Annotated in this window: 11 protein-coding genes, 1 tRNA gene and 1 other RNA gene; 11 read left to right on the top strand and 2 right to left on the bottom strand. The window is 29.6% G+C overall.

Translation table 11 applies throughout. The annotated features are described in order from the left end of the window. Positions 1-25 precede the first annotated feature (25 nt). Positions 26-1,360, bottom strand: coding sequence for a spore germination protein (locus C1I91_RS21110; protein WP_128214653.1), 1,335 nt, complete (start codon positions 1,358-1,360; stop codon positions 26-28). A gap of 187 nt (positions 1,361-1,547) precedes the next feature. On the opposite strand from C1I91_RS21110, the gene C1I91_RS21105 reads away from it, so the two are divergent. The 6 genes from C1I91_RS21105 to C1I91_RS21080 all read left to right on the top strand — a co-directional run bounded on the left by C1I91_RS21105 (position 1,548) and on the right by C1I91_RS21080 (position 5,245). Beyond that, a complete protein-coding gene (locus C1I91_RS21105) occupies positions 1,548-1,751 on the top strand; it encodes a hypothetical protein (protein ID WP_128214652.1) in 204 nt (67 codons plus the stop codon). A gap of 18 nt (positions 1,752-1,769) precedes the next feature. Continuing rightward, positions 1,770-2,072: a spore coat protein gene (locus C1I91_RS21100; protein ID WP_128214651.1), complete on the top strand. Its 303-nt coding sequence runs from the start codon at positions 1,770-1,772 to the stop codon at positions 2,070-2,072. A 713-nt stretch (positions 2,073-2,785) separates the two neighbouring features. After that, positions 2,786-2,978: non-coding RNA, 6S RNA (ssrS, locus tag C1I91_RS21095), on the top strand. A 355-nt stretch (positions 2,979-3,333) separates the two neighbouring features. Continuing rightward, positions 3,334-3,416, top strand: a tRNA-Leu gene (locus C1I91_RS21090). Between the two features lie 321 nt (positions 3,417-3,737). Beyond that, a complete protein-coding gene (locus C1I91_RS21085) occupies positions 3,738-4,325 on the top strand; it encodes a protein kinase (protein WP_128214650.1) in 588 nt (195 codons plus the stop codon). Between the two features lie 17 nt (positions 4,326-4,342). Then, the gene (locus C1I91_RS21080; RefSeq protein ID WP_128214649.1) at positions 4,343-5,245 is read left to right on the top strand and encodes a tetratricopeptide repeat protein; all 903 of its coding nucleotides are present in this window, start codon (positions 4,343-4,345) and stop codon (positions 5,243-5,245) included. A 230-nt stretch (positions 5,246-5,475) separates the two neighbouring features. Here the strand turns inward: C1I91_RS21080 and mscL are convergent, their stop codons facing one another. Further along, a complete protein-coding gene (gene mscL, locus C1I91_RS21075; RefSeq protein ID WP_338032572.1) occupies positions 5,476-5,883 on the bottom strand; it encodes a large-conductance mechanosensitive channel protein MscL in 408 nt (135 codons plus the stop codon). 72 nt (positions 5,884-5,955) lie between these two features. On the opposite strand from mscL, the gene C1I91_RS21070 reads away from it, so the two are divergent. From C1I91_RS21070 to C1I91_RS21050, 5 genes are all read left to right on the top strand, one after another. Beyond that, positions 5,956-7,887, top strand: a complete 1,932-nt coding sequence (locus tag C1I91_RS21070; protein ID WP_128214647.1) for a sensor histidine kinase — start codon at positions 5,956-5,958, stop codon at positions 7,885-7,887. A 2-nt stretch (positions 7,888-7,889) separates the two neighbouring features. Further along, positions 7,890-9,914: a sensor histidine kinase gene (locus C1I91_RS21065; protein ID WP_128214646.1), complete on the top strand. Its 2,025-nt coding sequence runs from the start codon at positions 7,890-7,892 to the stop codon at positions 9,912-9,914. A gap of 385 nt (positions 9,915-10,299) precedes the next feature. Next, positions 10,300-10,797: a TspO/MBR family protein gene (locus C1I91_RS21060; RefSeq protein ID WP_128214645.1), complete on the top strand. Its 498-nt coding sequence runs from the start codon at positions 10,300-10,302 to the stop codon at positions 10,795-10,797. 319 nt (positions 10,798-11,116) lie between these two features. After that, complete coding sequence (locus C1I91_RS21055) at positions 11,117-12,838, top strand: ABC transporter substrate-binding protein (protein ID WP_128214644.1); 1,722 nt, start codon at positions 11,117-11,119, stop codon at positions 12,836-12,838. 501 nt (positions 12,839-13,339) lie between these two features. Beyond that, a complete protein-coding gene (locus C1I91_RS21050) occupies positions 13,340-14,494 on the top strand; it encodes an amidohydrolase (protein WP_128214643.1) in 1,155 nt (384 codons plus the stop codon). The last annotated feature ends 89 nt before the right edge of the window (positions 14,495-14,583 follow it).

Below are 14,583 nucleotides of genomic sequence, written 5' to 3'. Positions count from 1 at the left end.
ATAATAAAAATATTTAGATTTCATATTATTTCACTTTCCCAAAGATTGATTTTATTCTACTCAATGGTATATTCGCTGGATCAAAAAATGGATTTTTGAAGCTGCTTAGAGATGTAAGGTAAAAAATCGTAGTAATCATCCCTGTAATAAACCCAATCATTCCACCTATGACTGTAAAGAATAATATATAATACTTTAGGACTCTTATTGAAAGGCTCATTGAGGTTGTCGGTATTACGAAATTGGATATGGCTACTGCTGATACTATTATTATCATAACCTCGCTGGCTAAGCTTGCTTCAGTAACTGCCTGACCTAAAATTAGTCCACCAACAGTAGTGGCAGTAGAGCCTATGGTTTTTGGAAGTCTTAAACTTGCCTCTATAAGAAATTCCATCATTAAAAGCATAAAAGTAACTTCGATATAAGAGGTATAAGGTACTCCAGCTCTAGAACCAGCAATGGAGAGAGCAAGTTGCACTCTAAATACTTCAGGATTGTAGGCTTCAAATGCAACATAAGCAGAAGGAAGTACTATGCTAATAACTAATGCTATATATCTAATGCATATTAAGAAAATTGAAGGTACTGGAAGTAAATACTTATCATCAACAGTAGTAAAGTACTCGTGAAAAGATGAAGGGGTTATAGCTGCCACAGGTGTTCCTTCAAGTAAAATGACTATTTTTCCTCTATCTATAGCATTAATTGCTCTGTCAGGTCTTTCAGTGGTTATAAGCCTTGGAAATATAAACTGACCTTTGATTATTATTTGTTGCAACTCATTTAGTGCGCCAACTGTCCCTTCTTCAATGGTTACAATCTTATTTTTAATTTCAGTTAGTAATTCTGTATCGACATTAGCTTTATTATAAAGTAAAGCAACTTCTTTCTTATTAGTTTTGCCGATGGTTAGAATTTTTACTATAAGCTCGTCTGTTCTATAAAGATTTCTTATTAGATTAATGTTAGTGTCCACTTTCTCGATAAAAGATTCTAGCCCTCCTTCAAAGCTTGATTCCCTTATGGCTGTACTTATGGATCTTGATTTTGAACTTGAAAAACCTGTCATGGCAACTAAAGCATTATTTATCTTAGCCACTACATAGCCACTTACTAAGTATTCTATCTCACTTATATTTGAGCTATCTATTTTTGTAGACATATTTTGAATATATAAATTAAAAGTATCCTTATTTTTCATATAAGGAATTTGGATTTTATCGATTATTTCGCTAAAACCTACTAAAGTTTTCAAAAAGTACAATGTAATTTCTTTATCGAGCTGTATGATAGAACCATCTGAGGTTTCATTAAAGTAATCTATAATTTTTGAATCTATTGATTTAGTTTCATCCATAATAAGTCACCATCCTTTATTTATGGTATGTATATATAGTTTGGCTTAAATGGATTATATTATACTTATTCTAATTATTCGCAGGAACAGGAAAGCTTGCTGTAATAATTATGGAATTATTTACATGTTTAATATTTCATTTAATACAGAAAATAGGATAGAAATTTATTTATTTGGAGGTGCTATAATGAGAAAACTTTCAGATGCTGAGGTTCTTTCTTTATCTGGATTATTAACTGCTGAAAGAGATGGATTGGCAGTTGCTAGAGCAGTACAAGGATTTATAAATGATGATGATATTAAGAAACAAGCAGAAGCTGCTGTTTTAGCTGCAGAGGGAAGAATAAAAGGCATTCAACAATTTATTAATGAAAACCAAGTTACAAGATAGGAAGAGGTGATTAAATTGATGTCAACATTACTAGAAAATATGGGATTAAAAGATACTGTTATGAATGATGAAATTATACTTAGCAATATGATTGGTTCTGCTAAGTGTTCTGCTAATGCATATCTTAATGCTACTTTAACAAGCTCAACTCCGGAATTAAGAGCTATGTATGCTTCAAGCTTAAGCCAAGTGATAAATGGTCACGCTGCATTGTGTGAACTTGCTATAAGCCGTGGATTTAATAATCCTTATGCAGCACCAACAGATATTCTTGCTGATGCATATAAGAAATCTGAGGGAGTTACTAGCAAGAACGACTAGTTTTAAATTTTAGTTAATTAATAACAGGTAAATTATATGTCTTTTATTTTGTCAATGTATATATAGTAATAATATTATAGGATTCCTAAAATTAAGCAAATTATATAAGAGCTTTAGTTTATATAGTAAATTAGGACCTTTAGATTAATATTAAACAATAATCTAAGTTTCTTAATTTTAAGCTTAGTTTGAAATCCTATAATAAAGGTATAGAAGATATTAGTTTTTTATGCTTTTATTATAGGATTTCCCCCCCACGAAGGCTAAATCCTTACAAAGTATAATGAATAAACTTATCCGTCTGCCAAGTTTCTTGAATTTATAATTAGAAAAACAGATATATATAGGTATTCTTTACGAAAACTTAATTTATAAATGTTCGACAATACCGGCTTCTGGGGATTATCGGGCGTGAATAAATTAATAGCTGAAGTTGGTTTCCTATATTTGAGACTACAAAAAGTTAAAATATAAGAGCAAAATATGTAAGAATTTGCATATGAAAATATAGCTTTAATTATATTGACATAATGCATATTTAGCTATAAAATAAAGTTCCAGTAGTTAATAACACAGCTCACTCTTAAATAATTAATTAAATTTTAACTTATTGTGACTTGATAAATTTACTATTGAATTTTGTTTGTGAATCGTTTATAATTCAATATAGAAACAGAAAAAACAAAAAACTTAACTAAGTGTAAATAAGTTCATATGTTCTAGGATATGCGACAAGCTCTTATTTTGAACCTACATTACAACAAAGGGAGTTCAAGATTTAATTATGGATATGTACCTTTTTGTGAGACCCTTAGACGGCATCTTAGGCGATTGATATAATTGTGAGAACACCCACCTATCGAGAGATAGGTGTCAAAATCAGGGCACCGGTATTTTGGAGTCACTTTATGAATTTTTAAGAGAAGTAGAAATACTTCTCTTTTTTGCATTTAAAAATATACAAGCAGTATATATTGCACCGAGTATATGGTAATTCATAAATATATTTCTTAAGTAGAGTTTTAGTTAGATATTATAGGGAACCTTTACGAAAACTTAATTTATACTTGTTATAAAATCGCGGCTTCTGACGATTTTGTGGCATGTATAAATTAATAGTTGAAGTTGGTTCCCTATAGTGAGAAGTATTTTGTTGAATTTATTGAATATTTCAAGATAACATAAGTATGTTCTAAATATTGACATAAGTAAATAATTGAACTAGAATAAATTTAGTACCATATATTAACATGTAATATATGCAGATGTGCTGGAACTGGCAGACAGGCGCGTCTCAGAAGCGCGTGTATTTACGTACGGGTTCAAGTCCCGTCATCTGCACCAATAATATAATTAACAAAATTCCTAGCAAGTTTTAATTAGGAATTTTACAAATTGGCTAGTATATATGTATATACTGGCTTTTAATTTTAGGCTATTCTAATAATATTGTTGAAATTAAATTGATCATGAAGGAGATGCTATATGAGAGCAATTAGCGCAAGCTCATCTAAGCATAGGATGACTGACCCTTTAATTTCAACATAGTACTTTAACAGTGCCTAATTTTAAAATAATATATCTGTAATACTGCTTGCCAATGAGTCATATTTACTAATAAAAAAACGTATAAATTAGTAAAATTCATCATAGGATGTGAGTTGTGTGGTCAGAAATTGGGATTATAGTGTTGATTTTACAGAGGAGATAGAAGATCAATTTAAATATAGCGAGTACTTGGGGGAGGGGCATAACGGAATTGTATATAGCCTTCCTGATAACAGGATAATTAAAATATTTAGAGAGAAAAAAGTTTGTGATGAAGAGATTGATATATTGTTAAGAGTTAAGGGATCTAAGTTTTTTCCCTATATACATAGTTGTGGAGAGTTATATATAATAAGAGATTATGTTGGTGGCGAAAGACTTGATAAGTATATCAAGGATAATGGTTTAAATGGAGAGATATGCAAATCCTTACTTGATATGATAAACGAATTTACAAGGCTTAGCTTTACTAGAATAGACATAAGATGTAAGGATATATATGTTCAAGAAGATATGTCTGTAGTAATTATAGACCCCAAAAATAATTATACTAAAACTGTGAGATATCCACGTCACTTAATGAAGGGGCTTTACAACCTAAATGCATTAGATGTATTCTTTAAATACTTAAGTGAACTAGATAGGCAAAAATATATATTGTGGAAATATAAGATGGGAAAATATATTAAATTCAGTATAAAATAATAGAAGTAGGTATTTATATGGATTATGTAAACTTAGGAGAAAAGGCATATAAAAAAGGGCAACTTTTAAAAGCGCTTAATCACTATATGGAAGCAAGTAGACAGGCGGACTACAAGGACATTGAAATATTGATTAACATAGCTCTTATATATGATGAGCTAGGCATGGAAGATGAAGCCGTAAATGCATACCAGGATATAATAGAAAAGGATAGTTTAGAGGAGAGAGCTTATTACGGGTTAGGTGTTATCTATGACGAAAGGGAGCAGTATGATAAGGCTATAGAATATTATAAAAGGGCCCTTGAACTTAATCCGTTGTACGGAAAAGCTTGCTTCTTTTTAGCCAATGCTTATGACGGCCTTGGAGATAAGGAAACTGCGGTAAATTATTATATAAGGTTTACAGAAATAGATCCTTATGATTTTTGGGGCTTTACTAATTTAGGTGCTATATATGAGGAGTTAGGTAAGTATGATCTGGCTTATAAGATGTTTAGTAAGGCTTTAGAAATAGATAAGATGCATTATATGGCGTCTTTTAACATGGCTGTAATATACTCTAGGCTAAATGTCTACGATAAAGCAGAAGCTTATTACAGCAGAGCAATAAAGCTAAATAGTCACTATCCCTATTCTTTTCTAAATTTAGCAATCTTGTATAAAGAAAGAGGAGAAGTTGAAAGAGGTATAGAAGTTCTATCAGAAGGAATAAGTTATAATGATCAGTGTGAATTCCTATATTATAATAGAAGCTGTTTTTTATCTGTTTTAAATAGAGTAGAAGAGGCAGCTAAAGATTTGGTGAAGGCTGTAGAGCTTTATCCAGGCTTCATAAAATATATTAATGAAGATGAGGAACTTGAAGAAACAAGAAATAACAAAGTGTACCTAGAATTTATTAATGGTAGAGACCTGTAGAATAAAGAAATATTATATAAGAGCTGTTGGATAATATATAAAGGCTGTGCATAATAAGTAAACTAATGTACTTATATGCATAGCTTTTATCTTTTATATAGCTATAAAAAATACCCTACAAGGTAATTAACAAGTATGGCTTTACCAAACTCTCCATATAAATAATTGATTAATATTAAAATTAAGTTTATGTTCAACACGTTACTTTAATATAGCCAAAATCAAAACATCTATTTATTCTTCAGTAAATCTCTTATCTCAGTAAGTAATTCTTCTTCTCTCGAAGTTTTTTGTAATAATTCCTCCTCAGGACTATTTTTCTTGAACTTTTCTATCAATCTTATAAATAGAAAAATTGAAATGGAAACAATTAAAAAATCAATTATAGCCTGAATAAACTGACCATAATTTATAGTAAGCCCGGGATTGCTAGGTGAGGCTTTTCTAATTACTAACTTTAAGTAAGAGAAGTTTAGTCCACCTAAAACAAGACCTAAAATAGGCATTATTATATCATTTACCAAGGAGGTTACTATCTTTCCGAAAGCACCTCCTATTATAACTCCAATTGCTAAGTCTAGCACGTTACCTTTTACAGCAAAATTTCTAAAATCCTTAAACAATTTTTTTACCTCCATTGATTAAATTATGAAATTATATTCCTATTTTCCCATAATTAATATAAAATAATTCTGTAGGAGGTATTAATTATGAGTGAAAATGATGAAACAGTAGATTTTTTATACTTTAATTTAGAAAAGTTTGTAAAAGCACTCGTTGTATTTTGTGTTCTTTCTACAGTATTCTTTATTACTTTTAACATACATCCTAATATATCAATTTATTTAATTAATATAATTATTACAATGTTGTGTTTCGAATCTATGATTATTCTATATACTACAACTAAGTTTGCTAATTCTAGATTTTTAATGATTTCATATATTGTATTCTTTGTTATTGGACTATTAAGCGTTATGAATATAACTTTACAGATATCTGGAACACAAGGGAACTACCCTCAGTACAATATTATAATGCAGATTGTGGATATAAGTAGTATAGCCGAAAGTATCTATATACATATATCCTTGAATACGATAAACAAGTCTTATAATCATAAAACTTTAATGTTTCTATATCTATTATCACTAGTAACTTTTGTTAGCTTATATATTATAATGATTGATCTTGGAGTATCTACTAGGCATGTTAAGTTTGTTATGCAAGTGATCAATTTAGTAATGATATTAGTTCCAATAATAAGAAATAAGCATATTCCTTTTAAAATCAAAAATAAAGTTAATTACTTTTTTATATTTGCTTACATGATACTTTTTTCTTGTGTTATACACTTAAATTATTTTGTATTTGTTGGAAAGTCTGATTGCTTACCTGCAAACCTATTGAGATTTGGCGCATATTTAATTATATGTGTAGCTTTTATAGATAAATTTTTAGATAAGCCTTATAAAACTATATTCAATGATATTTATTGGCATAATATGAATCTTGAGCAGTTTAATAAAAGAATCTATATGAAAAACATCGCTATGGCAAAGATAAGAGAAAGTCTAGAAATAAGAGAGCAGGACTATAAAGTGCTTTTTGATAGTATGCCGCTTCCTATGGCCATTATAAATAAAACTAATAACAGAGTAATGCTTGCCAATAACCAATTTTTAAAGATTTTTAATATTAAAAGCTTAAGAAACATTATAAATAAAAGTATTAAGTTTCTTATATATATTAATGAAGATACAATCGTATATGAAGATGATTGTATAAACTATGATGGAGTTGCAGAGGTCGAAGGTAAGATAGCTCACTTTGAAATAAGAGAGTTTTCTGTTAACAATAATGAAGAAGAGTCTATCTTAGTATTTAGTGATGTGACGGAAAAGCTTAATCTGCAATCTATGGAAGAGAGGATAAATCAAAAGAAGTTAGAAGAGAAGATGAGAAGGACTTTTTTGTCTACCATATCCCACGATTTAAAAACTCCAATAAATGTGATATATAGTGCTACCCAACTTACAAAATATCTATTGGAAAATGATGATATTGAAGCTTTAAAAAAATACAACCTTATAAATAAGGATAACTGTATGACTCTCATAAGACTTGCTAACAATATAATAGATACTTCAAAGATAGACTTTGGCTATTTGAAACCTCAGATGGTTAAGCATAATATTGTGGAAATAATTGAAGAAACTATCCAGCAGTTAGTTGAATATGCAAAAGATAAAAATTTAGAGCTTATTTTTGATACTGAGGAAGAGGATATATATGTACTATGTGATAGAAATTTTATTGAGAGGATAATACTCAATTTAATATCCAATGCAATTAAATATTCTGATGAGGGTGAGATAAAGGTTGATATATATTGTACAGAAGTAGAGGTATTTGTAGAGGTATCAGATCAAGGTAGAGGGATTAGCAAGGAATATATGAATGAAGCTTTTGCAAAGTTCAATTCTAAAGACAGGAGTAACATAACAACCAATCAAAGTTCTGGACTAGGTCTTTATGTAGTGAAGAACTTAGTAGAATTACAAGGTGGACAAGTTTTCATTGATAGTTCTAATAATAAAGGGACAAAAGTAGTAATTAAATTCGCGAGGGAGTATATATAGGTATGTATGACAATAGCATTGTAAAATCTAAGAATATAGTACTAAAACTCTTTGTTCCTATACTTTTAATCATAATACTTATATATGAAAAGAATGGAGACTACATGTTTTTTCATCAGTTTGTTGAAATATTATGTACTACCTTTGGCGTTTCTCTTACTATGTTTTCTATGAATAGATTTAATCTAAGGAAGAATAATTTGTTCAATTATATAGGACTAAATTTTTCAGTCATATGTATAGTCAATGTGATACATATACTTTCATACAGTGGTGGAAAGAAGTATGAAGATATTATAAGCTTTACCTTAATAATGTCTTTTATAATGAATTATCTAGAGTATTTAATTATACTAATGTCCTTATATTTTACTAAGAGGTCCATAAGTTATGTCAAATCCGGTGTTATCTTTGCAATAGCTTCTTTTGTATTATTCATAACTCTTATGTCTTCATATTATTATACAAATTCAGATATAAATAGTTATAATAGAAGTGTTTTTATAAAAATTAATTGGATAGTTATCATATTCATGTTTATTGGAATCATAACAATAACATTAAAAAATAGAAACACATCAAGAGATGCTAAGAAATATATTGTAATTTACACCATACTTGTATTGATTTATGAAAGTATCTCAAGGATAAACTTTTATAACTTTAGCAAGACCAACTATGATGTTGTACTTATGTCTCATATTTTTAAGTATCTTGCTTTTTACACTCTTTTTGAAGGAATAAGTAAGTTTTTAATACAAGGGACTTATAATGAGATGTATGATGAGTTAAAACAAATGGAAAGAGATCAAAATCATTATAAATCAATTCTTCAAAAAAGGATGGCTTTAGAGATTGAATTGAAGAAAATGATGGAAATGAGCAAAAATAAGTATAATACTCTTATTAACTCAATATCTGATTCAATTTTGATATTCGAGCATGGAGAGATTAGTTTTGTTAACTCTTCAGCAGATAATCTGTTAAAACTGCTTTATAAAGATCGGATGAAGATAGAGAGACTAAGTTTGGATGATTTTATTGAATATATTAGTACCTTTAGACGAGATAATAATGAAGAAATCAATAAATTGAGTTTTGTTATTGAAAATAGTAATGGAAGTAGCAAGGTTTACGACTTAAATTTAGAGTGTATCAATAACTCAATATGTGTTGTAGATATTAGAGATATAACTGATATAGGCAAGGTAAGAACACTAAAAAGTGAGTTGGATAATTATATTAAGGATGAAAAGACAAAAAGGCAGTTTTATACTAATATATCTCATGAATTAAGAACTCCTATAAATGTAATATATTCTGCATTACAGCTAAATGATTTGTATCTAGAGGAGAAAAAGAAGGATGGCTTGGAGAAAAACAGTGAGAATATAAAGAGAAACTGTCTTAGACTGATTAGGACCATAAATAACTTTATAGATACAAACAAAATATCTGAAGGGTATTTAACACCTACTATGAGTATATATAATATAGTATATTTAGTTGAAAATGTAGCACAATCTACTTTAGAATATGTTAATAGATTCAAGATGGAGCTTACTTTTGATGCAGATGAAGAAGAGATTTATGTTAACTGCGATATGGAGTTGCTTGAGAGAGTTATCTTAAATCTACTATCAAATAGTGTTAAATATGGACGGCCTGGAGGATATATATTTGTTTCTATAAGTTGTAGTGATAGCGACGTGAGTATATGCATACTAAATGATTCTAAAAGAATTTCAGAACAAGAGCAAAGTTATATATTTGATAAGTTTTCTAAAGCTCAATATGATCTAAATAGTAGAAAAGAAGGTAGTGGTCTAGGTCTCTTTATATCAAAAGCGCTAGTAGAACTGCAAGGGGGAGAGATAAAGCTAGATACCTTTGAAAATGGAAATAGGTTTACCATAAGATTTGATAGGATAAAAGATTATAAGTGTGACTATAAAATGTTTACAAATAACAAATTTAATGAGTTAAAAGAAAAGGTGGATATAGAATTTTCAGATATATATAACTAAGATGTAACGCTTCAATCAGCAAATCACTTTCTGATATTCTCTGTTTTTTATCAAGCTAATGAAGTTCTTCTGCGTATAAGGAAGATAAAAAATTAAAGTGATCTAAAAATCTGAATTTGTAGTGACAGATGCCAAAAATCACTGGAATTATTATTTCAGTGATTTTTTTATTCTTTAAGAAATTATATTTTGATAAAACTATGGATAAGTTGTATAGATGGTTCAAATGTAGATATAGGAAAAAGAATAAAAAAGAGAAAATATGTGATTTGGTTCTTATATAAATGTAATAAAACAAAAATATTCTTACTATAATTTTCCTGAAGGATAAAATACAAATTTCACTGTAATCTTAAATAAGGTGATACATTAAGGGGAGGATATTATGAATATTTTTAAAGTGAACGGAAAATTTAATATTGGAGACCTAATAATAAGTATTTTGATAGCATTAGGTGGCGGAATGGTTATTGGGATTATTACAGCGTCTAGTGATAAGCAGTATTTGAATCTAAGTAAACCAATATTGTCACCGCCTTCTTGGATTTTTCCGATAGTCTGGATTATATTGTATTTACTTATGGCCATTGCTGCTTATAGGGTTTATCAATTAGAGAAGCAAGGGATAAATATTAATAATGCACTACTATTTTATTCTATTCAGTTAGTACTAAACTTTCTGTGGCCATTGATATTTTTTAAACTAAGACTTTATGGGCTAGCATTTATAGAATTGGTAGTTTTATTTATTTTTATTATAATTACTTTTATTAAGTTTCTAAAAGTAGATAGAGTTTCTGGTATTTTGATTGCTCCTTACATATTGTGGGTTACATATGCTGGAGTATTAAACTTCTTTATTTGGATGATGAATGAGATGTAAACAATTAAATTTTAGTACTAAATGATAATTCAATAATTAATTGCTGGTTTTATCTATTAAACTTATTATAATAATCAGGAATTTATAAAAAAATAATAAAAAAGTAAAAAAAAGTAGTTGTGTTATTTGAGAAGATATGGTATAAAATATATAAGCATTAAAAAATTGTTAATACTTAGTAAATACTAGTAATAAATTTTTATCAATATATTTATAATTTTAACATAGTTAAAATCTGTTTTCAGATTATATATATATAAAGTAAAAGGGGGTGAGTCTACTCTTTTACACGTTATTTGTGTAATATGGGTAGGAATTAATGAAGAGAAAATCGATCGCTTTATTAAGTACAATCCTTGCAGGAGCAATAGTTCTTACAGGATGTGGTACAAAAGACACAGCAAAGAAAAATAATGCAGCTGCTTCACAAAAAGCTAATGAGGTTAAGAAGGCTACGGATGTAAGCAAACTTCCTCAGGTTGCTAAGGACAGAAAGGATACTTTAATTGTTGGTGGTAGTGCACCAAAAGGAAAGTTTAATCCACTTTATTCTGATTCAGTTTATGACGGATATGTAACTTCACTTATTTTTGAAGGTCTTATATCAAATGATGAACAAGGAAATCCAACTCCAGCTTTAGCATCAAAGTGGGATATTTCTCAAGATGGTAAGACATATACATTTACATTAGTTGATAATGCTAAGTTCTCAGATGGTACACCTGTTACTGCTGATGATGTAGCTTTCACTTATACTGCACTATGTGATCCTAAGTACGATGGACCAAGAACTGACGCTGTTGAAAAGCTTCAAGGATACAAAGAATATAAAGAAGGCTCAGCTGCTACAGTTTCAGGTATAAAGGTTATAGATAAGAACAAGATTTCCTTCACTTTAACAGAAGTTAAGGGACCTGGAATATATGATTTCGGTTATGGTGTATTACCAAAAGCTGTATATAACTTTGAAAAAGGAAATATGCAAAAAATAAAGGATAGCTTCCTTAAACCAATAGGTGCTGGTCCATATAAGTTCGTTGACTTTAAACAAGGTGAATCAGTAACTTTTGAAAAGAATGATAATTACTATAAAGGTGCTCCAAAGATTGCAAAAATCATATACAAGGTAACAAATGATAAGACAAACGTTCAAGAATTGTCAGCTGGACAAGTTGATGTTAACCAAGTAACTGCAAATGCAAACACTGTAAAGATGGTTCAAACTGCAGGATTCCTAGATCAACAAATATTCTCAGCTAACAACTACAACTATATAGGATTAAATACAAGACTTCCTATGTTCTCTGATAAGAAGGTACGTCAAGCTCTTATGTATGGAACAAGAAGAAAAGAATTTGTTGACTCATACTATCAAGGTTATGGTACAGTTGCAAATACTAATAATGCTCCAACATCTTGGGTTGAACCAACAGGTTTAAATGAATATACTTATGATTTAGAAAAAGCTAAGAAGCTATTAGATGATGCTGGTTGGAAGATGAATGACTCTACAAAGGTTAGAGAAAAAGATGGAAAGCCATTCGAAGTACATTGGCTAGCTACATCTGATAATGCTATGATACAAGCTATGATACCAGTAGTTAAAGAAGACTGGACTAAGCTTGGTATCAAGTTGATAACTGATTCAATGGACTTTAACACTATTGCAGAAAAAGTTTATGATAAGCAAGACTTCCAAATGTATGCTATGGGATGGTCACTTTCAACTGATCCAGATCCATCAGGAATATTCTCAAAATCACAAGATGTATTAGGTGGAAATAACTCAGTTGGTTGGCATCCAGACAAATCTGAAGAGTTAATAGCTAAAGGTTTAGGAACTACTGATCAAAAGGTTAGAAAAGAAGCTTATCAAGAGTGGTGTAAGTTAATAAACGATGAAGTTCCTTATTTATTCGTATCAAATCCAAAACAAGTTTGGGCTGTAAGTTCTAAAGTTAAGAACTTAAATATATCTGCATTTAGAGATTGGACATATGATATCTACAAGGTAGAATTAACTGATCCAAGTGCAAAATAATAGTTTGTAATTAGAGGGAGCAATTTTGCTCCCTTTTTTGTTTTATGTTAAACATTATACTTTTTTAATAAACTCATAATACCTCAATATAGATTTTAGGAATATAAGTTTTTTATTGATGTAGTAAAGTAAGAAATATGAATAATCAAAATTAGTTAGATAGGATGAAGTGAAATTAATGCATTATAATTATTTTAACGTTTAATTATTTTTAATAATATGGTAAAATATTTTTATAAGAATGATATGGATCAATTTATAATAAAAGTTATATTTTTAAGTTTTTATATGAGACACTATAGGAATTCTAATAATATATTTGGCATTCAAGTTGTACATACGTAAACTGAATAAATTACGAGGATATATTTTAAATCATTTTTATAAAGATAAATTCTATAATTTGAGTGGTTTAGATTTATATAATATATTAATTTAACTAAACTTTTTAGTGAATTGCTTAAACATAATATCAAATAATAAAATAAGGAGATGTGTTATATGCTAATTAAAAATGGGAAAATTTTCACTATGGCTGGACAAGCTTTCGAATGTGGTAGCATTCTTGTAAAGGATGGAAAGATTGTAGAAATTGGAGAGAACATAGAGGTATCAGATGATGAAGTTATTGATGCAAAAGGTGGCTATGTAATTCCAGGAATGATTGATGCGCATACTCATATAGGCGGAGAAGAAGAGAATATGGGTTTTGAGGGCCATGATATTAATGAGATGACTGATCCTGTAACTCCTCATCTAAGAGCTTTAGATGGAGTTAATCCTGTGGATGGAGCTTTTAGAAAAGCAGTTAAGGCTGGAGTAACTTCTGTACTTACCGGTCCAGGAAGTGCCAATGTTATTGGTGGACAATTCATAGCTATGAAAACTCAAGGAAACTGCATTGATGACATGATATTAAAGGAACCAGTAGCTATGAAGATAGCTTTTGGTGAAAATCCAAAGAGAGTATACAATGCAAAGGGAAAAGCTCCTATGACAAGAATGGCTACAGCGGCTCTTCTTAGACAAACTTTGACTGAAACAAAGAATTATATAGGAAAGAAAAAGAAGGCAGAAGAGAAGGGCGAATTCTTTGAGATTAATCTTAAATATGAAGCTTTAGTACCAGTTATAGAAGGAAAGATTCCACTTAAGGCTCATGCTCATAGAGCAGATGACATATTGACAGCACTTAGAATAGCTAAGGAATTTAACGTACCAATTACCTTAGATCACTGTACAGAAGGTCATCTAATAGTTGATAAGATAAAAGAAGCAGGAGTTCCTGCACTTGTAGGACCTACAATGACTTTTAGTACAAAGATAGAGCTTACTAATAAAAGTTTTAGGACACCTATAGAGTTAATAAGAGCAGGAGTTAAGGTTGCTATAATAACAGATCACCCTGTTATACAAATAGAACATTTACCTCTATGCGCAGCTTATGCAATGAAGGAAGGTTTAACCTTTGAAGAAGCTTTAAGCACAATAACTATAAATGCTGCAGAGATAGCTGGAATATCAGATAGAGTTGGTAGCCTAGAACCTGGTAAGGATGCAGATATAGTTATACTAGATGGAAGTCCATTTGAAGTTGCAACAACTACTCTTTATACAATAGTTGATGGTAAGGTTGTTTATAGTAAATGCGAATAAAGGTTTAATTTATCGTTAAAATAGTATATAATTAATATAGCTTCTCTTTAGAGGGAAGCTATATTTTTTCGCCTAGGATACTTTGGAAA

Origin of the sequence: Clostridium manihotivorum (genome assembly GCF_004015185.1) — a bacterium.
In the GTDB taxonomy this organism is placed as follows: Bacteria; Bacillota; Clostridia; order Clostridiales; family Clostridiaceae; genus Clostridium_AR; species Clostridium_AR manihotivorum.
This window is presented reverse-complemented; position numbering and strand designations above follow the sequence as displayed.